The 21887-nt window shown below is 60.7% G+C and carries 20 protein-coding genes; 1 reads left to right on the top strand and 19 read right to left on the bottom strand.

Annotated elements, in window-relative coordinates:
• Nucleotides 1–226 precede the first annotated feature (226 nt).
• The 14 genes from H035_RS0102730 to argS form a co-directional block, all read right to left on the bottom strand.
• A complete protein-coding gene (locus H035_RS0102730) occupies nt 227–898 on the bottom strand; it encodes a TVP38/TMEM64 family protein (protein WP_022947473.1) in 672 nt (223 codons plus the stop codon).
• 39 nt (nt 899–937) lie between these two features.
• Nucleotides 938–1549, bottom strand: a complete 612-nt coding sequence (locus H035_RS21945) for a c-type cytochrome (RefSeq protein ID WP_022947472.1) — start codon at nt 1547–1549, stop codon at nt 938–940.
• A 49-nt stretch (nt 1550–1598) separates the two neighbouring features.
• Complete coding sequence (locus tag H035_RS0102720) at nt 1599–2573, bottom strand: malate dehydrogenase (RefSeq protein WP_022947471.1); 975 nt, start codon at nt 2571–2573, stop codon at nt 1599–1601.
• Between the two features lie 173 nt (nt 2574–2746).
• Nucleotides 2747–3049, bottom strand: a complete 303-nt coding sequence (locus tag H035_RS0102715; RefSeq protein ID WP_022947470.1) for a DUF3240 family protein — start codon at nt 3047–3049, stop codon at nt 2747–2749.
• Entirely contained in the window at nt 3046–6096 is a 3051-nt protein-coding gene (locus H035_RS0102710; RefSeq protein WP_022947469.1) for an efflux RND transporter permease subunit, read from the bottom strand. The genes H035_RS0102715 and H035_RS0102710 overlap by 4 nt, the downstream gene beginning before the upstream one ends.
• 1 nt (nt 6097) lies before the next feature.
• Nucleotides 6098–7177: an efflux RND transporter periplasmic adaptor subunit gene (locus H035_RS20670; protein WP_161623997.1), complete on the bottom strand. Its 1080-nt coding sequence runs from the start codon at nt 7175–7177 to the stop codon at nt 6098–6100.
• Between the two features lie 8 nt (nt 7178–7185).
• Nucleotides 7186–8487: a TolC family protein gene (locus tag H035_RS0102700; protein WP_022947467.1), complete on the bottom strand. Its 1302-nt coding sequence runs from the start codon at nt 8485–8487 to the stop codon at nt 7186–7188.
• 85 nt (nt 8488–8572) lie between these two features.
• Complete coding sequence (locus tag H035_RS21940) at nt 8573–8956, bottom strand: hypothetical protein (RefSeq protein WP_161623996.1); 384 nt, start codon at nt 8954–8956, stop codon at nt 8573–8575.
• A 142-nt stretch (nt 8957–9098) separates the two neighbouring features.
• Nucleotides 9099–11486, bottom strand: coding sequence for a sucrose synthase (locus H035_RS0102690; protein WP_022947465.1), 2388 nt, complete (start codon nt 11484–11486; stop codon nt 9099–9101).
• Entirely contained in the window at nt 11486–13651 is a 2166-nt protein-coding gene (locus H035_RS0102685) for an HAD-IIB family hydrolase (RefSeq protein ID WP_026596195.1), read from the bottom strand. Before H035_RS0102685 ends, H035_RS0102690 begins: the two co-directional genes overlap by 1 nt.
• Nucleotides 13648–14550: a carbohydrate kinase family protein gene (locus H035_RS0102680; protein ID WP_040574325.1), complete on the bottom strand. Its 903-nt coding sequence runs from the start codon at nt 14548–14550 to the stop codon at nt 13648–13650. Before H035_RS0102680 ends, H035_RS0102685 begins: the two co-directional genes overlap by 4 nt.
• A 306-nt stretch (nt 14551–14856) precedes the next feature.
• Nucleotides 14857–16035 (bottom strand): DesA family fatty acid desaturase, encoded by a 1179-nt coding sequence (locus tag H035_RS0102675; RefSeq protein WP_235044532.1) that lies wholly within the window; start codon nt 16033–16035, stop codon nt 14857–14859.
• A 166-nt stretch (nt 16036–16201) separates the two neighbouring features.
• Nucleotides 16202–16849, bottom strand: coding sequence for an SPOR domain-containing protein (locus H035_RS17915; RefSeq protein ID WP_022947462.1), 648 nt, complete (start codon nt 16847–16849; stop codon nt 16202–16204).
• A complete protein-coding gene (gene argS / locus H035_RS0102665) occupies nt 16850–18607 on the bottom strand; it encodes an arginine--tRNA ligase (protein ID WP_022947461.1) in 1758 nt (585 codons plus the stop codon). It abuts the gene before it with no gap.
• Nucleotides 18608–18683: 76 nt separating this feature from the next.
• Between argS and H035_RS0102660 the strand changes: the two genes are divergently transcribed.
• The gene (locus tag H035_RS0102660) at nt 18684–18899 is read left to right on the top strand and encodes a dodecin (RefSeq protein WP_022947460.1); all 216 of its coding nucleotides are present in this window, start codon (nt 18684–18686) and stop codon (nt 18897–18899) included.
• On the opposite strand, the gene H035_RS0102655 is transcribed toward H035_RS0102660, so the two are convergent.
• Genes H035_RS0102655 through H035_RS0102635 form a run of 5 tightly spaced genes read right to left on the bottom strand, consistent with a single transcriptional unit; the run spans nt 18890 to nt 21881 of the window.
• Nucleotides 18890–19336, bottom strand: coding sequence for an acyl-CoA thioesterase (locus tag H035_RS0102655; protein WP_022947459.1), 447 nt, complete (start codon nt 19334–19336; stop codon nt 18890–18892). The genes H035_RS0102660 and H035_RS0102655 overlap by 10 nt on opposite strands.
• On the bottom strand, nt 19333–20262 hold the full coding sequence (locus tag H035_RS0102650; protein ID WP_026596192.1) for an LpxL/LpxP family acyltransferase: 930 nt from the start codon (nt 20260–20262) through the stop codon (nt 19333–19335). The genes H035_RS0102655 and H035_RS0102650 overlap by 4 nt, the downstream gene beginning before the upstream one ends.
• Complete coding sequence (locus H035_RS0102645; protein WP_026596191.1) at nt 20259–20987, bottom strand: glycosyltransferase family 2 protein; 729 nt, start codon at nt 20985–20987, stop codon at nt 20259–20261. The genes H035_RS0102650 and H035_RS0102645 overlap by 4 nt, the downstream gene beginning before the upstream one ends.
• Complete coding sequence (locus tag H035_RS0102640) at nt 20984–21340, bottom strand: ApeI family dehydratase (protein ID WP_022947458.1); 357 nt, start codon at nt 21338–21340, stop codon at nt 20984–20986. Before H035_RS0102640 ends, H035_RS0102645 begins: the two co-directional genes overlap by 4 nt.
• Nucleotides 21333–21881 (bottom strand): COG4648 family protein, encoded by a 549-nt coding sequence (locus tag H035_RS0102635; RefSeq protein WP_022947457.1) that lies wholly within the window; start codon nt 21879–21881, stop codon nt 21333–21335. Before H035_RS0102635 ends, H035_RS0102640 begins: the two co-directional genes overlap by 8 nt.
• Between the last annotated feature and the right edge of the window lie 6 nt (nt 21882–21887).

Raw genomic sequence — 21887 nt, 5'->3', positions numbered from 1 at the left:
ACGGAGAGGAAATTAAGGAGACGTCATGCCTCATAGGCTTGTACGGTATATCGAGTTTTGAAACAGACTGTTAGAGCTTATTTACAAATCCGAAAAGGCGGGTATCGGGCGTTCGTCCGAAGGGCGTACTCGACCGGGATGGCCGAGTCCCGAGCGTCCAGGGACGGACTTGCAGCGTCCCTGAGGACGAATGACCGATACCCCATAGCAATTGGTAAGCAAGCTCTTATTCCAGCTCGCGTTCCCGGGGTTCGATAAAATGGCGCAGAGCCGCGATACCGAGCACGACCAGAGAAATAACCAGCACCGCCCCCACCACGGTTCCCACGTCTTCGGCTTCAATCAAGGAAGCGAGCTGGCCGCCGATCACCGTCATCGCAAACAGCCCCGGGACAATGCCGATCACGGTGCCGAGCAGATAGTCTCGGAACCGGAGATGAAACGCCCCGGCGGCCATGTTGGTGAGGGTGAAAGGCGCCAGCGGCAATAGGGAAACGATGGCCATGGTACGCACGCCGCGCCGGGCCAGGATTCGAGCGAGCCGATTGAGCCACTTGCCGCCGTGCCGCGCCAGCGCCTTGCGTCCCAACGCCCACCCCACCCAATAGGTAACCGTTGAGCCGAGCAAGGTGCCCGTCAACGCGTAGACGAATCCCCAGATGGCGCCGTAGATCATGCCGGTGGCCGCCACCAGAATGCTGAGCGGAAACACCACCAGTGACCCCACGAGATAGCTCAACAAAATCACCGCCGGCATCCAATCCCGGTCGGCCAAACCGGTGAGCCAGGCGAGACCGGCGCGCAACATGCGGGGCGTGACGGTGTCGGTCATTGCCAACCACTGCCAGAATCCGGCCAAACCCGCGAGAACCGCCACGAACAGCGTCAGTAGCCACAATCGTCTCGGCACTGGAGCGAGGCTGCAATATAAGTGGGATCAATCCCTTTCGACGATACCCAAACCCGCCTGGCTGGCATAATAGGCGGCCAGGTTGCGGATATCCTCCTCCGACAAGCCCTGAACCATGGCTTGCATGATGGGGTGCTTACGTTTTCCACTTTGGTAGGACAGCAAGCTATTGATCAAATAACTTTCGTATTGGCCGGCAAAACGCGGGAAATTGGGCGCCGGCGGATTGCCGTCCTCGCCGTGGCAACTGGCGCATTTTTCGGTCAACGCTTTGCCCGCCACCGGATCGCCGGTAATCGGGCCTGATCGTTTATTGCTTCCGAATTGGGCCACGTAGGCGGCCAAGTCGGCCATATCCTGCTCGCTCAGGGAGCCGGCGTTGCCTTGCATGCTGCCATGGGTTCTGCTGCCATCCTTGTAGGCTTTCAATGCGCTGATGACGTAGGCTTCGTTTTGACCGCCGATCTTGGGCACGTGGTACGTCGGATAGGCATTGGTATAACCGGGAATACTGTGGCAACCCTGGCAAGTATAGAATTTAGCCTTGCCGGCTTCGGGGTCTCCCGCCGCCACGGCCGCTTGCCCCATCGTCAGCACCGCTGCTCCGAGAATGCCCGCCCACAACGCCTGATGTTTCATCTTCAATTCTCTCCCCCAAATTGGATTTCAATAAAGTGGTTTATTATACCTACAACAACGCCTTAACCGCTTCCCGCTCTTCCAGCAGTTCTTTTTCCGTCACCGTCATGCGCTCGCGGCAAAAATCGTCGATCTCCAATCCCGACACGATTTGCCAACGGCCTTCTTCCACAGTGACCGGAAAAGAGTACACGATTCCTTCGCTGATGCCGTAACTGCCGTCACTCAGCACGCCCATGCTGGCCCAGTCGTCGGGCGGGGTACCGAACACCCAGTGACGCATGTGCGTCAAGGCGGCGTGAGCCGCGGACGCAGCACTGGAACGCCCCCGTAGACGAATCACCTCGGAGCCGCGCTGCTCGATCGCCGGAATGAAGGTCTTCACGTACCAGTCCCAATCCACCCTTTCCAGTGCCGGTTCGCCCTGCACCCGGGCGTGGACCAAATCGGGAAACTGAGTCAGGGAATGATTCCCCCAAATCGCGATCCGCTGCACGTCAGTCACCGGCACTTGACAATGCCGGGCCAGCATACCCACCGCGCGGTTGTGATCCAGGCAGGTCATGGCGGCGAAATTTCGGGATTCCAGATCCGGCGCGTTGCGGATCGCAATCAAGGCATTGCTGTTGGCCGGATTACCCACGATCAGGACTTTCGCATCCCGCTTGGCCGAATGGTTCAGCGCTTTTCCCTGGGTTGCGAAAATACCCGCGTTGGCAGCCAACAAGTCCTTGCGCGCCATCCCCGGCCCGCGGGGTTTGGCGCCCACCAAGAAAACCAAGTCCGCATCCCGGAAGGCGACGTCCGGATCGTCGGTCACCACGACGTCCTGCAGCAAGGGAAAGGCGCAATCGTGCAATTCCATGACCGTGCCGGTCATCACCTCCGCCATTTCCTTGATTTCCAGAAGTTGGAGAATCACCGGCTTCCCGGGCCCCAGGAGTTCGCCCGCCGCAATGCGAAACAATAAGGAATAGCTGATCTGTCCGGCTGCACCCGTCACCGCGATGCGTACTGGCTTCATCTTGCGTCTCCCGGATTGAATTAGGTTCTGTTGACACTCACGGAGAGAACGGAGTCTAGGTTCACATGCCAACCTTTGATATGAGCCATTACTTTACCCGGCCCATGGGGTTTTGACAAAGGGAAAAGGCATAGGGTGAAATTCTCCCCACAAACCGCTCCAGCGAGAATGACTCAAACCTCTCCCTCCTCCCATACCGGCATCACCCAATAGCGAATCCCGCTTTGGGAAAAATCCTTTTTCAAACGATCGAGGAGAAGATTTTTCTCCGCCTCGTCCACGCACATTTGGAAACGGACCTGACGCTTGCGTCCGGTCACTTGCTCGGCCAGGCTCAGCCCCTCCAGACGGCTGGAATGGCCGTGTACCGGGGTGCTGGTGAAACCGTATCGGGCCTCATAGCGCAGCAGCCAATCCACCACCGGCTCCTCCAGATCGGGACCCGCCAGCAAGGTTATGAGATAAAGCGGCGTCATGACGCTCCTCCGAAACGACGATAGAGAATGGGCAGCACGATCAAGGTCAAGGCGGTGGAAGTCACCAATCCCCCGATCACGACGATGGCCAGGGGACGTTGGATTTCCGAACCCGGACCGGTGGCGAACAAGAGCGGTACCAGACCGAAGGCGGCGATGCTTGCGGTCATCAGCACCGGCCTGAGACGGCGCATCGCCCCTTCCACCACGACTCGCTCGATGGGCCGCCCCAGGGCGCGGAGCTGATTGAAATAAGTCACCAACATCACGCCGTTCAGGACCGCGATCCCCAGCAAGGCGATGAATCCCACCGACGCGGGCACCGACAAGTACTCGCCGGACAGCCACAGCCCCACCACGCCGCCGATCAGGGCCAGGGGAATATTGCCCAACACCAGCAGCGCCTGGCGCACCGAACCGAAAGTGGAGAACAGGAGCAGAAAGATCAGCCCGATGGCGGCCGGTATCACCAGCGCCAAACGCCGGGCGGCGCGCTGCTGATTCTCGAACTGGCCGCCCCACTCCAGAAAATACCCAGTGGGCAATTGGACCTTTTCGGCCACTTTGCGCCGCGCCTCGGCCACGAAACCCACCAGGTCGCGGCCGCGAACATTGGCGCGAATCACCGCGTAGCGCTGCCCGCGTTCCCGCCGGACGGACACCACACCCTCCCGTTTCTCCAAGCGGGCCACCGCCGAGAGCGGAATGACCCGACCGTCGGGAAGCGTCACCTGCAGGTTGCGCACCTGGTCGGGATCTCCCGGTCCCCGCAACAAGAGAGGCGTGCGCTGGACGCCCTCTTGCACGATGCCCATTCGCAACCCCTCGATCTGGCTGCGCAGCAAGCGACCCAAGGTATCCCCGTCGAGCCCCATGCGACCGGCGGCGAGACGATCGATGACGATATCCAGATACTGTACCCCTTCGTTGCGGCGGGTCATCACATCCACCGCGCCGGGTACTTGCTGAATCACCTGAACCAGCTCTTCGGCTTTGCGATTCAAAGTCTCCAGGTCGCTGCCGAACAGCTTCACCGCCACATCGCCGCGCACCCCGGTGAGCATCTCGGTCACCCGCATCTGAATCGGCTGGGTGAAACCGAAGACGATTCCCGGGAACTGTCTCATCACCTCGCGCAGCTTGTCGATCAAGGCTGGTTTGTCGGGCGCTTCCCATGCTTCACGGGGCTTGAGCACCAAGAAGTGGTCGGTCTCGTTCAGCCCCATGGGATCCAGGCCGATTTCGTCCGCCCCCACCCGGCTGACCACCCGCTTCACCTCCGGCACTTCTTCCAGCAGCGCTTTTTGGATCGCCTGGTCCAAGCGCACCGTCTGTTCCAGATTGATGGAAGGCAGTTTTTCGGTCTGGATGACGATGTCCCCCTCGTCCATCTCCGGCATGAAGGTCTTGCCGATTTGGGTGTAGAGCCCGGCGGCCACCACCAAGCCGATTCCGGCGCCGATCAATACCACTCGTCCGTGGGCCAAACTCCAATGCAGCACCGGTTCGTAGAGGCGATGCAACACCCGCGGCAACCAGGGCTCCCGGTGGGGAAGCTGTTTCAAAATATAGGACGCCAGCACCGGGATCACGGTCAAAGACAGAATCAAGGAGCCGGCAAGCGCGAAAACGATGGTCAAGGCCACCGGAATGAACAGCTTCCCTTCCAGTCCTTGCAGGGTCAGCAAGGGCAGAAACACGATCACGATGATCAAAATCCCCGAAGTCACCGGCGCCGCCACCTCCCTGACGGCCCGATAAATGATATGCAAGTCCGGCAGCCGAGAGGTCTTGTCCTCATGGCTAAGATAGGTGGCGATGTTTTCCACCACCACCACCGCCGCGTCCACCAGCATCCCGATGGCGATCGCCAACCCCCCGAGGCTCATGAGATTGGCGGAGAGGCCGAACCGGCGCATGAGAAAAAACGTAAACAAGGCCGCCAGGGGCAAAATCAGCGCCACCGTCACCGCGGCGCGCAAATCCCCCAAAAACAAAATTAGCAATACCAGCACCAGCACGATCGCCTCGGTCAACGCCTTGACCACCGTATGGACGGCCCGATCCACCAGCTTGCCCCGATCGTAGAGCTCCTTGATCTGGATTCCCGGGGGGAGGGTCGGGGCGATTTGGTCCAGTTTGGCGCGCACGCCTTCCACCACTTGGCGGGCATTGGCGCCGCGCAGGCCCAAGACCAAGCCCTCCACCGCCTCGCCGGTTCCGTTTTCGCTCAACGCGCCGTAGCGGGTCAGGGCACCGATGCGCACTTGGCACACATCGCCGACGGTCACCGGAACGCCGTCTCTTTCCGCCACCACGATCCGGCGCACATCGGACAAGGTCTGAATCCGTCCCCGGGAGCGGACCAACAAGGCTTCCTCCCCCACCTCCAGCCGACCGGAACCGAAATTGCGGTTGTTGCTTGTCAAAGCCGCGGCCACTTGATCCAAGGTCACGCCGACCGCCGCCAGTTTGTCCGCTCGGGGATGGACTTCGAAGCTGCGCACATAGCCCCCCAGCGCGTTCACATCGGCCACGCCGGAGACGGTGCGCAAAGCCGGCCGGAGAACCCAATCCAGCAAGCGGCGCTTTTCCATCAGGTTTAGGGTCTCCCCTTCGATGGTAAACATGAACATCTCCCCCAATGGGGTGGTCAGCGGCGCGATGCCCCCGGTCACTCCCGCCGGCAACGCTCCCCACACGTTGTTGAGACGCTCGGCCACCTGCTGGCGCGCCCAATAGACGTCGGTCCCTTCCTCAAAGTCGATGGTAATATCGGTGAGGGCGTATTTGGCGATGGAACGCAGCATTTTCTGGTGAGGCAGCCCCAAAAGCTCCAACTCGACGGGAAGGGTGATGCGGGACTCCACTTCTTCCGGGGTCATGCCGGGCGCCTTGACGATCACCTTCACCTGGGGAATGGACACGTCGGGAAAGGCGTCGATGGGAAGATTGCGGGCGGCGTTCCAGCCCAGGCCCGCCAGCACCACCACCGCCAACAGCATCAACAGGCGCTGGGTGAGGGAAAACCGAATCAATCCACCCATCTCATTCCTCCTCGCCCAACCAGGCCGCCTTGAGCGCGGCCACGCCCCGGCTGACCAGCAGCTCTCCTTTCCGGAGACCTTCCCGGATAAATACCGCCTCGGCCGTCTCGCCCGCCAGGGTCACCGGCCGAACCCGGAAGCCTTCCGGCGTGCGCACGAACACGTAGTGCTGCTGCTGATGTTCCACCACCGCCGCCTGGGGAGCTTTCCACACCGCATCGGCGGAGGACTCGTACAACCACACCGACAGTTTTCGCCCCGGCTTCAAGTCTTTCGGATCGATCAAACGGGCGCGCACCAACACGGTTTGCGTCTCCGGGTCCACCGCGCCGCCGATCAGAAACACCCTGCCCGATGCGACCCGCGCATCCGTTTCCACGCTCGCTCCCGACTCGAGCCTTTCGGCCTGCGCCACCGGCACCGCCATTTCCAGCCATAATTCTTCGGTCCCGGTGATGGTCAAAAGAGGCATCAAGCGTTCCAATCGCTGCCCGACCACGGCTTCCCGGGCCGTGACCACGCCCGTCGCCGGCGCCTTTAACGCCAGCACGCTGTCCAGTCGACCGGTCTTCAGCAAGCGGTCGATGGCATTCGACCTCATTCCCATAAGCGCCAGCGCTTCCCGCGCCTGCTCGAAGGCGGTCCGGGTCTGACGCAGGGTTTTGCGGGTTTCGAGCCACCGGCTCTTGGCAATAATCCCCTCTGAATACAAAGGCTTTTCCCGGGCGTAACGGGCTTCGGCGACTTGCACTTCCTGCCAAGCGTCGAGAAAGTGCTGTTGATGGGTCAAAAGTTCCGGACAGTTGAGGCGCGCCACCGCCTGCCCCGCGGTCACCGACTCTCCCCGAGTCACCTGCACCGCCTCCACCAGACCGGCCAAAGGCGCGCTGACCACCGTTTCGGCCTGCGGCGGAACGGTGACCTGCGCCGGCACCAACCCCAGCGGAATTTCGTGAACCGATTCGGGCGCCGTCCACTGCAGACCCAATCGATCGATTTGGGCCGCATCCAAAGACAAAACGGGTAATTCCGCAGCAACCGCCGCCGTCAAACCCAAGCCAAGCAATCCGATTGCAGTCATCCAGTTCATCATGGCAATTCCCCCACCGCTTGGTTATAACGGGCGATGTCCCGCTGTACCTGGACCCGCCAGCGCTGGGCATCGCGCAACGCCTCCTGGGCGAACACCTGGACCTTGAGCAGATCGATCAGATTCATCTCCCCGGCCTCGAACGCCTTGCGGCTCAAATCCAGATTGGCCTGCGCCAATTGACGCCGGGTCTCGGCCTGCTCCAACTGCACCCGGTCCACCTGCAGAATGTGTTCGGTTTCGTGCAGATCCCGCTCCAACTTGCGATACAATTCGCCCCGCCGGGTCTCGGCCTCGGCCAAGGCGGTACGGACGGCGGCCACGTTGGGCGCTTGGTAGGCACCGCCCCCGAAAGGGACGGTGAGATTGGCGGCGATGCCGTTCAAACTGGGACCGCCGCGGGTGGTGTGCTGGTGCCGGCTGCCTACGGAAAAATAAATCTGCTGGTTGCCGGTATCCGACTCGAAGCGGGTGAAGCGAAGCCGCGCTTTTTCCTCTTCGATCCGCGCCGACGCGGCCGTCAGCAAGGGATGCTCCACCGAGATGCTTTGCCGGGCGCTGAGTGCTTCCTCGAAATCCGCCGGGGCGCGGTCGATTCGGGTCAAATTCAAGTAGCGCCTGCGGGCGTGCATCCATTCGGCCTCCGCTGACATCGCCTGGGAACGATGCTGGAGGAAGTCGGTCTTGGCCAACAATAAATCGGTGCGGGGCAAATCCCCGGCATCCACCCGCTTGCGTACCGCCTCGGTGAGCTTTTCGCTCACCGCCAATACTTGGTCGGCGGTCTCGTATGCCACCCGCTTCAATTCCAGATCCCAAAGCGCCTCGCGGACGCTACCGGCCACCTGCAAATACAGCGCCTTTTGGTAAAGCCGGGCATAACGCGCCGCTTCCCCCGCCACTTCCTCGGCGGCGGCGCGCTGGCCCCATTTCCAGATCATGAAGGTCAAATCGGTATCCAGCGACCATTGGCCGCTGTCGTCCCCCACCTGATCGCCGCTGTAGGTGACACCGAACAGGGTCGGGCCGGCCAGCCACCCATTGGCCCGCCGATCCCAGGCCCGGGCCTCTTCGTCGAAGGCGCGCGCCAGATGGGTGCGGGGAAAATGGGTCACGGTGGTTTGGACCACTTCACCCAGGGTCAAGGCCGGATCGTATTCCAGTTCATCCACATGGGGGATCAGCATGCTGTCTCCTACCGGAGGCGGAGACGTTTCCGCCCGCACCGAAGGAGGTATCCCGGCGATCAATTGCGCGGCGCAAAGAAGCACCGCCGGCAATCGCAATTTTTCAATACACATTGCGGTTCTCTTCTCAGTAGAAACAACCAGATTCGCCGCCAAGTTTCCAGGAACACGCAGGCGACGACAACGACAAGAAGAGAATTTAGGCGGGAGGAGCGCGAGGGTAGGCAGAGAGGGTGAAATCGAATGCCGCGATTCGTGGCGGCCCCCGACGAGGTGGACGGAGCCTTGGTTCGACAATATCCGGAATCGGTTCGACGGGCAGCGCGACCAAGGGCGGACAAGCCAAGATTTGGCGGCGAATCCCGCCATCCGAGCGAACCACCACCCCCTGCCAACCGGAGGCCAGGGAATTTCCTTTCAGAGCGGATTCGTCGGTTTCTTGGAAGTAAGGCTCCCATCCGGGCACGTGCACGACCCGAGGCGAACCGTCCTCACCCACATGCGCATGCAGCAGGGGCATGAACGCCTGCGGCAGGCTTATCAGCAAGAGGGCGAGGATTCGCAAATAGGGCACGCTAGGCACGCTAGCCTCCAAGAGATACTTGATGCTATTTTAGCAAGCCAGGGGGAGAACGACAATAGCCGCAATTAGCAGGTTGGATAGACAAAGGACGGCGAGAACGATCCTGAACATTCCCGCCGGTTCCATTTCAATTGTGGCTGGATCAATCCCTGCCGATCGCCGCCGCCAAGGGGCGGTACTGAAGTCCGTAGATCACTTCGAGGTAGCGCCGGGTTTCGTCCCGCTCCAGGTTGGTGATGTATTTCCAGAAACCGTAAATCCGCGACAAGGTCATGATGCGCTCGGCGTACAGGGACCAGGTATAACGGCCTTTGATCCGCTCGATCCCGGCGTCGGAAATATGCCGCCATTCCTCCGGATTTTCCGCCGCCCGGGCGAGAAAATTGCGGATCAGCCGCGCGGCTTCCTCGCCGTGATTGGGATCGATATGGAATCCCGATACCCCGTGCTCGATGATTTCCAACGGCCCCCCGTAGCGGGTGGCGAAGGTGGGCAAACCGGAAATCATGGCTTCGATCACGGTCAAACCGAAAGCCTCGAACAAGGCCGGTTGGACGAACACCCCGCGGCGGTCGGCGATGTAGCGATAGAGTTCGCCGGCCAAGGGCTTGTCCAGGCGCGTTCCGAGCCATCGCACCTGATCGTCCAGACCGTAGCGGTCCATGAGTTCATGCATAATCCCGATCTGCTCGGCCTCCTCCTTGTCGCCGGAATGGGAAGCATCCACATAACCGGCGATGACCAGAAGATTCGCCTGGCTGCGCAGTGGTTCGTCCCGGGCAAACCACTCCACCAACCCGGTGATGTTTTTGATCCGGTCCAAGCGCGCCATGGTAAACACCAAGGGCCGGTCCGACTCTTTCAACACGCCCCGGGCATCCTCCCGGGGACCGCCTAAAATGAGATCCTCGATTTCGGCATGCAAGCTGGCGAGGCGATGCGCCTTTTCGGTATGGGGAAAATAGGTATTTTCATTGGCCCCGGGGGAGACGATATTGAATTTGGGATCGAAGATGTTCACCCCGTTCAAAACCCGGTAGAGGCCGGGCATGGTGAAAGTCTGATAGCTTTCATATTGCCCCACCGTGTCCTCGCGACCGGCGATCTCCTGATAGGTGCTGGTGATGATGAAGTCGGCCGCGTTCATGGAGATGAGATCGGCGGTGAACTGGCAGGAGAAATGATAGGCGTCGTCGTTGTCCCGCCAATACAGATCCGAGAACAGGTATTTGGGCTTCTCCAGAGCGTGGGCGATGTTGCATTGGGTGATTCCCAGGCGCTGCGCCATCAAAGTGGCCACCAGATTGCCGTCGGAATAGTTGCCGATCACCAGATCCGGCCGGCCCCCGAGTTCGGCCAACATCTCTTTTTCCGCTTCCAGGGTGAAGCGTTCCAGATAGGGCCAGATTTCGAAGCGGGAAATCCAATGGGGCACCACTTCGCCGGATTCGCTCCGGAAGGGCACCCGCAGGATATAGGCGTTTTCCGTGCCGACGATATGTTCCAGATGCTGATCGCAAGCGGTGCCGGCGGCCTCGGGAATCAGTCGACTCACTACCAGGATGCGGGGAGTGATGTCCAGCCCCTGTTCATCCAAGCGGCGGCGCATTTCCTTCTCCAGGGCCTGCACCTGATCGAGAATGTAGACCACCTGGCCGCCGGTATCCGGCCGCCCCAGGACATTGGCCTGGCCGAAATAACCGTGCACCGAAAAGATGGCCAGCTTGAAAATCATGGGGATGCGGCCGAGAAACCGCTCCAGGTTGGCCGGGTCGGGCGCCTCCAGGATGTCACTGAGCAGATGCAGGGTGTCTCGCATCCGGCTTGCCGTGCGCCCCCAGCCGGCCTCGAAACCGAGACTCCGCAAACGCTGACCCACCGTGTCCCACTCCGCCTCCGGCGACTGGCCGGAGAGGTAATCCTCCGCTTGGCGCAGCGCCCGGCGCAAGGTGGGCACGTCGCGGATGGTTTCCCCCAGCATGAGCTGACGTCCGTCGATTTGGTGGACCCGCAGAAACTCCAACAGCCAGCGCTCCCCCTTGCCGACCTCCTGGAACAATTGGCTGGACAGCCGGCGATTGAGAAACTCCACCCCGCGGCCGATGGAGCGCGATTCCACCATGCGCGGGAAATCCCGATTGAAGGGGCCGAAGTCGATCTCCATCACCCAATCCTCGCCGGCGTCGCGCCCTTCCACCAAGCGTTCCTTGAAGGCGAGGTAGTCGCGCACCGGAATCTCCTCGTGCTCCATTGCTTCCACGTGAAAGCGGATATACCGCCATCTGCCGATACGCGGGCGCATGGCCACGCACAGCCAGGGAGAATCCATGGCGGCTTCCTGCATGCGCGAGATTACCCGGGAAAAGGCGGGATCGCAGACGCCTTCCGAGCCAACCTCGGCGCAAAAGGACTGAAATTCGTCCCACAAATCCGAACGCAGCAAAAAAGCGCGATCGATCGCTACGTAGCGCCGCAACAAGAGATAGAAAGCATCGTGCTTGACGGACAGCAAATCAGAAAGTTCTTCCATCAAAAATCCTCGGTTTCTTCAGGCAAATCCATACTTCCCAGGAAATGGTAATAGTCGAGTCCCTCCAATATCCCGCCGGCATAGGTCGCCTCGGCGAAATAAATCCGCGGCTTGCCCCGCAAGCGCTCCAGTTCAGGGCTGTAGTTGCCGACCACCACGCCCAGGGTATCCCCCACCAGCATTTCCGCGTCGTTGCCGGAATCCCCCGCCACCAGGATTCGCTCCAAGGGCAAGCCCCAGCGCCAGGCGAGAAAGCGGATCGCCAATCCCTTGGAGGCGCGGATGGGCAGCACGTCGAGGAAGGCTTGGTGGGAATAGATCACATTGGCGTGCAGATCGAGCCGGCGCAAGTGACGCTTGATCTCCGCCACCGACGGCGCCTTGCCCGGCTCCATGTAATAGCTGATCTTATGCGCGCGCTGCTCGCTGCGCGGCTGCAGGGTCAAGCCGGGCAGATTGATCATCGCCTCGTGCACGGCCTTGGGCTTCCAGCGATAGTCGATATGCCGCTTCCAGGCTTCTTCCTCCAACAAGCGCCGGCCCAGGTGGCCATAATGGATTTCGCTGCCGACGGCGCTGATGAGCACATCCGGCCGGGGCACGCCCCATTCCTTCAGGACCTTGACCGCCGCCTCCACGCGCCGACCGGTGGCGATGCCGAATCCCGGTCGCACCGAATTGGTTCGCAAACGGTTCATGAGCGCTTCCACGGCTTCCCGGCTTCCGCCGATCAGGGTATTGTCGATGTCGCTGATCAAAAGCCGCTCCACCGTGGGCAGACGGCTGGGGGTGGGCGCGCGACGTGCGCGCTGGCGCTTACCGATGACCCGATGCAGCTGACGCAGATATTTTTCCACGTGCGCCTGCCAACTGTAATGGCGATGGACGCCCCGGAGGCCGCTGCGCGCCCAGCGCCGCCAGCGGTCTTTTTGGGCGAGCGCCTCCTGCAAGGTTCGGCCCATGGCCTCGGTATCCAGGGGATCCACCAGCATCCCGTTGCGGCAGTGCCGGACGATATCCCGCGGCCCGCCGTCCTCGGTGGCGACAATGGGCAAGCCGCTGGCGGCCGCCTCCACCAGCGTCAGGCCGAAAGGCTCGGTGAGCGCCGGGTTGACGAAAACGCCCCGGGTCCGGGCGGCGATGCGATATAGATCGGGCACGTCTTCGGATTGATGATGCTTGGGATAGGCGCATTTGCCGTATAGGTCGTAGCGATCCACCGCCAGCAGAATCTGGGTCAGCACCTCCCGGGGGCCGCGTTCCAGGGTTTTGATATCCTCCCGATTGCCGGCCACCAGGACCAGATTGGCCGCTTCCTGCAGTTCGGGATTTTCCCCATAGGCGCGGATCAGGCCGGTGTGGTTTTTGCGCTCGTCGGCACGAGCCAGCGCGAGGATCATGGGTTTGCGGGGACGCGTCAGGAAGCGGGACAGCTCGTCGAAAATCGACGGCCAAGACTCGCCGCGGCGAGGCGGCTGAAAGCGGGACAAATCCACGCCCGGCGGAATCACCCCCATGTCGCGAGGCTGATAGTTATCGTACAGGGCGTACTGCTCTTCCACCTCCTGGCGCGTGCTGGCGACCACGAAGGCCGCAGTATCCAGAGCGAATTCCTCGGCTTCGATCCGCTGCGAGATATTGTAGCGGTCTTCGATGGTCTTGGGTTTCAACCCCCTCGCCTGAAGGCGCTCGCGCTTGACTCGCCCCAGGGAATGGCCGGTATAGACGAGCGGCACGCCCAGCAGCGAAGCCAGACGCGCGCCGGCATAGCCGGCATCGGCGTAATGGGCGTGAATCACATCGGGGACCCTTCCCACCGACCGGATATGCAAAAGGGCGTGATCCACGAAGGTATCCAGATAGGGCCACAGGGTCTCCTTGTATAGATAACGGCGGGGGCCGCAGGTCACCCGTACGATGCGGGCCTTGTCGCTCAAGGATTCCTCGGGGCGGGCGTAGTCGGAAGAAATTTTGGCGTCCTGGACGCGGCGGGTGAGCAAATCCACCTGCGCCACGTCGGGATGCTCGGCCAGATGGCGCGCCAGTTCCACCACGTAAAGCACCTGACCGCCGGTATCGGCGTCGCGGCCGAGTTCCAGATCCTTGCCGCGGATCAGCCCGTGCACGCTGATCAGGACGATATAGAGTCCATCCCTTTGCTTCATTGCCATGCCTCCAAAAAGCGCCGGTACAGGGAAGGATTCTCGGCGGTGGCGCCCTTCTGGGCACAGAGGGCGGCGGCGAAAGTATTGGCCCGCTTGAGAGTCACCTCCAGACCCCAATCACGCATCAAACCCAGAACCATGACGGCGCTGAAACCGTCGCCGGCGCCCACGGTATCCGCCAACCGGCTTACCGGTGCGGGGGGCACCGTCCACCGTTCTTTCTCCTTGACCAGCAACCCTCCCTCGGCGCCTAAAGTCACCACGACGAAATCGAGCCCGTGAGCGGTTAGCAAGCGACGCGCCGCATCCGTTTGCCCTTCGCTCTGCAAAGAAGAGGGCGCCGCCAGTGCGGTCAATTCATCGTCGTTGAGCTTGAGCCACCGCGAATGATCCAGAAGCGCTTTTACCCGATCCATCCGCCACCACGGCTCGCGCAAGTTGATGTCCATGAATACCGGCAATTGCAAATCACGCTTCACATGTTCCAACGCCGCCCAGCCGGCGTCGGTGCGCGCGATCAGGGAGCCGTGATACATGAGGCTGAAATTGTCGCCGGCACAGGCCGCCAGCACGCCATTGGGGTCGATGCGATCGTAAGCCTGGTCGGGCAATATATCGAAGCTGGGTTGCCCTTCCTGCAGGGCGACCTGAACCCGTCCGGTCGGCTTTTGCGGATCTTCCTGCAGGAAACGGAGATCCATCCCCCAACGCAGCATGGTCTCCCGCACCTGCTTTCCCAGGTCGTCGCGACCGATACGGGAGACGAAACAGGGTTCGAGTCCGAACCCCTGGAGATGCCAGGCGACATTGAAAGGGGCGCCCCCCAGGACGCAGTCGCCGTCCTCGAAACAATCGAACAACACTTCCCCGTAAATCAGTGGCCTTCGCACCGACGCCATATCCTACTCCTTGTTGTTTTAGAGGCGGTTGACAACACGGAAGCAGAGCCGGCAAGAATCCATGTCAACCTCCCCAGGCTTGCTTGTGTGCCGCAATTATGGGAGGGGGATGTTCCCTTTATGAGCCTCTACTCGATTGAAGGATTGATGTAGAACTGATTTACATAGCCAAAGCAGAGGCGGTTCATCCAAACCTCGGTAGCCACCCTCTTGAAAAAGCATATCATAAGGATAGGAAAATCGATAAAACACGGTGGGGCCGGACGAAACCAGCCCTTCGATCGGAGTAGTGAACGTCGACAGGTTCTAGCGAGCCGGGCGGAAGGTATAACCGCGCAGCAAGACGGCAAACTCGTGCAGCGCATCGATGCCCGACTGCTCAGCTTCCTGGCACCAGGTTCTCAAGCGTTCGAGACGGGTTTCGGAATACAAGCCGTGGCGGGTCCAGATTTCCTTCAACCGGAGCTTGAAGCGATAGACGGTTTGCAGGCGCTCGTTGTCCCCGATGGCAGCGAGGATCACCTGTTCCTTGCAAGGCTTCAGCAATAGAATATCCTCGCGCACCAACAATGGCTTGACTTGCTTCAGGGATTTGCGAAGCTTGCGGTCGGCGCACCGGTATTCCCTTTTCAACACCGGCAGGACCACCGTGCGGGCGTACAGAGTCAAGACGTGGAAACGGTTTCTCATCAGCGCCTGCACGGTATCACCGTCGAGCGTCGCCCGGCGATGAGGTTGAATTTGAATCCTCGGCGCGACTCGCTTGACTCTTGCCAACCGTATCAAAGCAAGCAAACGGATATACAACCATCCCAAATCGAACTCCCACCACTTGTTGGACAACTTGGCCGAGGAGGGATAGGCATGATGGTTGTTGTGCAGCTCCTCGCCCCCGATCAGGATGCCCCACGGGATCAGGTTGGTCGCCGAATCGGTGGTCTCGAAGTTGCGGTAGCCCAGATAGTGTCCCACTCCGTTGATCACGCCGGCGGCCCAGAAAGGAATCCACAGCATCTGAATCGCCCAGACGGTGATGCCGATCGCTCCGAAAGCCGCCACGTCGATAAAGAACATGAGGGCAATGCCCAGCTGGGACATTATTTGATGGCCGTACACATGACGCTCCAGCCAATCGTCCGGCGTCCCCCATCCGTATCGCTCGATGGCATCCCGGTCGGCAGCGGCGGCGCGGTACAGTTCGGCGCCCTCCAGCAGAACTTTCTTGATGCCGAGCTGCTGGGGACTGTGAGGATCTTCGGTGGTTTCGCATTTGGCGTGGTGCTTGCGGTGAATCGCGGCCCAATCCTGAGTGCGCATGCTGGTGGTCAGCCACAGCCAGAAACGAAAGAAGTGACTGACGATGGGATGCAAATCCAACGCCCGGTGGGCCTGACAGCGGTGAAGATAGATAGTCACCGCGGCGATGGTAATATGCGTTAGGGAAAGAACGACGAGAAAATAGCCCCACCAAGAAAGTTCAAACAAACCGTGTAACATCGTCTAGAAAATGGATAGATAACTACCGTTAGAGTGTAAGCGAGTCACACCCGGAATACAATCCAATGTTCAATAGCGCGCCCAGAAAGGCTGGTAGGCGTAGATCGCATTCAGATGATGCATAAAGGCTGGCGGGTCTTGGTTATCCAAAGCTTCATCGCTTAGCCGTTTGCACCACGCTGTCGATTCGATGCTCGCGCAGCCGGGCCCGGATCGATTGAACCTCGCGGATACTCTGGAAGGGCCCCATGCGCACCCGGTGCCAGACCGCGCCGCCGATCTCGGCCTTTTCGATGCGCGACTCCACCCCCAGCAGCGCCAGTTGCGCCTTGAGGCGGTCGGCGTCCTCGTAATTGCGGAAGGATCCGGCTTGAATGAGGTAATTGTCCGGCTTGGCCGTACCCAAGCTTTCGGCGCGTTTGCGCGCGCGCACCTCCCCGTCCGGAATCACGACTTCCTTTTCCGGCAGCATGGTATAGAAAGTGAAGCGCGGTTCTTCAGGCTTGGGCTTTGCCTTCGGGGGTGGCTTGGCGGGCTTTTGCTTCGCAGCGGTTTCCGCTTCGGCGGATGCCGATTCCACCTTCTGCCGAGGGGGCGCCGTATCGGAAGGGACGTCGGTCGCCAAGTGATACAAAAAATAAGCGAACGCCCCCAGGAGCACAATCCCCAGTACCCACTGCCATGCAGGTGCCGGGCGGCGCTCGCCGCGCAGGTGGCGCGGCGGCTTCCGCTCGGCGACTCTTCGAGGCCGTCGCGACGCGGCGGCGGAGCGGCGGTTGCGTGGGGCGGGTCGACGAGCCATCTACATCGACTCGGGCGCGGAAACGTCCAAAATTTTCAGACCGTTGGCGATGGTCCGGCGCACGGCGTCGATCAAATTCAAGCGGGCATCGCGCAAGTCGGCGTCCTCCACTAAAAAGGTATGGGCATTGTAATAAGTATGAAACTCTCCCGCCAATTCGCGCAGATAATGGGTCAATTGATGGGGTTCGCGCTGCCGGGCGCAGCGCTCGATCACCTCGGGATAGCGCGCCAGGGCAGTCAGCAATGCCTGCTCGTGGGCTTCTTCCAGGCGGGACAGGTTGCCCTGACCGCGCGCCACGTCCCGCGCCCAGCCTTTTTCCTGCAATTGCTTGAACACGCTGCACACCCGCGCATGAGCGTACTGGACGTAATAGACCGGATTGTCGTTGGAGCGGGAGACCGCCAATTCCAGATCGAAGTCCAGGTGCTGTTCAGCCTTGCGCATGCAGTAGAAGAACCGGGCCGCGTCCTTGCCCACCTCTTCGCGCAGTTGACGCAGGGTGACGAACTCTCCCGCCCGGGTGGACATGGAGAGCTTTTCCTTGCCCCGGTAGAGGGATGCGAACTGGACCAGCCGCACCTCGAGGCGCTCCGGCCGGCTGCCGAGCGCCTCCATGGCGGCCTTCAGCCGGGGCACGTAGCCGTGGTGGTCGGCGCCCCAGACATCGATCGAATAATCGAATCCCCGTTCCCGTTTATCCAAGTGATAGGCGATGTCGGAAGCGAAATAGGTCATTTGGCCGTTGTCCCGCACCACCACGCGATCCTTCTCGTCTCCGAATCGCGTGGACGCGAACCAAACGGCGCCGTCCCGCGGGTAAAGATAACCGGCTTCCTTCAGCCGCGCCAAGGCCTCTTCCACCCGATTCGATCGAACCAGGCTGCGCTCCGAGAACCATTCGTCGTAACCCACGCCGAAGGCTTCCAGGTCTTCGCGGATATCGGCGAGGATCGCCTCCAATCCCGCTCGGAAAACCGCTGCATAAGCTTCCTGCCCCAACAGTGCCTTGGCCCTGTCGACCAAGGCGTCGATATAAACTTCCTTATCCCCTTCCGGCGCATCAGGAGGCAAATCCTGCAGCACTTCCGCCGCCGGTTGGCTATATCGATCTCCGACTCGGCCGGCCAAATCTTGGGCGATTTCTCGGATGTAGTCGCCGCGATAAGCATTTTGAGGAAAAGGCAAGGATTCGCCGCGACACTCCAGATAGCGCAGCCAGATGCTTGCCGCGAGAATATCCATTTGCCGGCCGGCGTCGTTCACGTAGTATTCCCGATGAACCTCGCAGCCGATCGCTTCCAGCAAATTGGCCAGCGTCGCGCCATAGGCGGCGCCGCGGCCGTGGCCCACGTGCAAGGGACCGGTGGGATTGGCGGAAACGAACTCGATGTGAATCTTCTGCCCCCGACCGGTCTCGCTGCGACCGAAGCGTTCCCCCTCCTCCAGAATCCGTCCGATGATTTCGAACTGGGCGGCCGGATCGATGAAGAAGTTGATGAAACCGGGACCGGCGATTTCCACCTGCCGTACCGCCGAATCGGCCGGCAACGCCTGGACGATCTTTTCGGCCAATTGGCGGGGCGGAATCCCCGCGGGCTTGGCCAGAACCAGGGCGATATTGGTGGCGAAATCCCCGTGGGAAGGATCGCGGGCTCGATCCACCCGTACCGGGACGTTCGGTTCCGAAGGCAACCCACCCTGCTCCCGCAGTCGGGTCAGGGCTTGCCCCACAAGCTTTTGTAAACGTTCTTGCATTCATTCACCGGGATGGGAAAAGTGCGGTATTATCCTCGAATCCTAAGACGGGTTTCAATCAAAGTGGAGGAAAACCATGTCCGAACACGTTTATAAGGTCATCGAAATCGCCGGTTCGTCCACCCAAAGCATCGACGATGCCATCCGGGGCGCGGTCGAACGGGCGTCCCAAACCCTTCACAACCTCAACTGGTTCGAGGTGGTGGAAACCCGCGGCCATATCCAAGACGGCAAAGTCGCCCACTTCCAGGTGGTTCTGAAGATCGGCTTCCGTCTGGAGGATCATTCCTGAGCGGCGACAAAGGTCTCCAGTTTATCCAAAAACACCCGGGGAGAACCGAAGCACATCTCCCCGTCGTCCACCGAGACCGCCACTTGCACGGTGGTGCCGCGGGCAAGGCGATCGCCCGTTTCGGCGGCGCGGATCTCGTAGCCGATCTTCATGCGGTATTCGTATTCCTTCAGCACCGCACTGACCTTCAGCGTCTGACCGAAACGGGCGGGGGCCAGGTAGCGGATTTGCAGATCCACCACCGGCCACACGTAACCGGTGGCTTTCATGGTCAGATAATCGTAACCGATCCGGTCCAGCAACGCACAGCGGGCAACCTCGAAATATTTGACGTAATGTCCGTGCCAGACGATGCCGAGCATGTCCGCATCGAAAAACGGCACCGTCAGGGTCACCTCGCTCCCGGGCAAGGACGCTACCGGCAACGCCTCGTTCATGTCCGCCTCCAAAAAGGGTAGAAATTGAACCACTGGAGCGGCGCTTCCAGACAGTGGGATTCGAGGCGCTCGGCGAATTCCCGCGCATAACGGGCCATCGGCTCCATGCGGGCGGCGGGCTTTCGTGGCAAGCGGATACGATCGGCCCATTTGTCGAAATAAATCTGATACTGCCCGTCCCCGCCGAGATAGCAGAACAGGGTATAAACGGGGCATTGGAGCAAATGGGCCAAAAGATACGGTCCTTGGGGAAAGTCCGCCGCCTCCCCCATAAACGGTACCGTCACCACCCTATCCGGACTGCCCACCGGGATTCGATCGCCCACCAGCACCACGAACTCGCCCGCCTGAATCTTTTCGTACAGTTGAATCGCCACCGCCGGGGTGATTTCGGTCACCTGGATCAGGGTCATCTGTCGGGCCCGATCCACCCCGGCCAGGAGGCGATTGAATTTTTCCGCGTGTTTGGTGTGGACCAGGATATTCAGCCTGAGCCGACGCCTTTCGTCCGCCAGGGCGCGGCACACCTCGAGATTGCCCAGATGGGCGGTGACCAGCAGCGCCCCCCGTCCGCTGTCCAGCAGATCCAAAAACACTTTCCGCTGGTGAAACACGACCGATTCGGTGTCGAAGCGGCCCAGCCAAACCACGAGCTTGTCCAATAGACATTCGGCGAAGCTGAGGAAATGGCGGTAACTGTGCCACAGGCGGCCCTTCAAGCCCAACCGGGGGGCGAATCGATGGAGCTGGTCGAGATAGTCGCGGGAAGCGGCCCGGGCGCGATGATTGGTCAGAAAATAGTAGCCCACCACCGGGTACAGAAACAGGCGGAAGAACGGTTTTCCCAGGAGTAGATAAACCCCCAGCAGAAAACGCATTCCCCACAGAATGCCCCGCTCCTCCATGGTCGCCCAGTGATCGCTCACAAATACCCCATCCCCAGCCGCCGACGCAGCATTCCAAAAAACAAGCGGGCATGCATGCGGCTGATATGCCAGTTATCTTCCAGCGGCCTGAAGTGGGATACCCCGTCGGCGTGATAACGCACCCGGGTCGGCAACCAGGTCATCGCCACCCCGCGCCAGTGCAGTCGCACCAGGATCTCGATATCGAAGTCCATCCGATCGCCGAGCGCTTCCCGGTTCAACAAAGGCATGACCTGCGTCAGCGGATATACCCGAAAACCGCACATGGCGTCGGGAATAGCCAGAGACCCCGTATTGATCCAGACCCACAGATGGGTCAGATAGCGGCTGTAATAGCGACCCTTGGGGATGGAGGCGTCGAACACCGGCCGGCCGCAAATCAGCGCTTCCGGATCGGTTTGCGCTCGGGCAAGGAAGATTTTCAGATCGTCCAGATCGTGCTGACCGTCGGCATCGATCTGGACGGCGTGACTGAATCCTCGTTTCCCGGCGGCTTGGAGGCCGGTCTTGACCGCCGCGCCCTTGCCCCGGTTGACGGGATGGGTCAACACCTCGATTCCTGAATCGGATTCGCCCAAGGAACGGATTAGCTCGGCGTGTTCGGGCGTACTGCCGTCGTCCACCACCAGACAGGGCAAGTCCTGCCGGCGCAGCCGATCCGCCACCGCCGCCAACGAGGCACCGTGGTTGTACACCGGGATCACCGCGCAGGGACGAAAATTCATTTTTTACTCCAATACAAGCGGCCGGAACTGTTTTCCACCGAGCCGGCACGGTAATGGAAAGCCAAACGCAAACGTTCGGGATCGTAATCCAATTGCAGGGTCACCTCCATTTCCGGCACCAGCAGGCGTTTGAATTTGACCACCTCCATGCGCTGCAAAACCAAGTCCGCGTCGAATTCGCGCAGAAACAGCAAGCCCGCCCAGTGAATCTGCACCACGCCGGGCAGAATCGGGCAGTCCTCGAAATGCCCCTCGAAATAAGCCAGCTCCCGCGGCAAGCGAAGCCCCAGGACGATGCTGTTCCCGTCCCGTTCTCGCCCCCGGATCTGCGGCCACACCACCGGCTCAGGCATGTCCGTTGACGCGCTTCATCCGACGCCGCACCCAATATTCCACTGCCATCAGCAATCCCATCAACAAATAGGCCAGCAAACCATTATAAAAAGTCCACAGCTCCAGGTTCCCGAGCGCCACGGTGATCGCGGCGACAGACCCGTTGAGAAGAAAGAAACCGCTCCATACCCAGGTCACCCGACGGGTATAGCGCACCCCTTCGGGAGGCAAATCGGGATCGCTCAGGCGCGCCAAGCGCTCGACCATGGAAGGCGGGCGAATCAGAGAGACGGCGAACCACAGCAAAAAGAACCCATTGATCAATACCGGATAGAGCATGACCGACAACTGCCTGCCCCAGGCCATCAGGCCCAAGGCCACCAGAGCGGGACCCCAGCCCATCACGCCCCAGCCGGCCCAAGCACCGCGCAACCCCAGCAAAGCGGCCAGCATCGCCAGCAGCCAGCGGGGATCGAAGCGCTGCAGGGAAAAGTAGATCAGAACCGGATAGGCCAAAGTCAACAGCACCAAGACGAATAACCCGATTCGCCGGATCGTCACGCTGCG

The sequence above is a fragment of the Methylohalobius crimeensis 10Ki genome, assembly GCF_000421465.1.
Lineage (GTDB): Bacteria > Pseudomonadota > Gammaproteobacteria > Methylococcales > Methylothermaceae > Methylohalobius > Methylohalobius crimeensis.
This window is presented reverse-complemented; position numbering and strand designations above follow the sequence as displayed.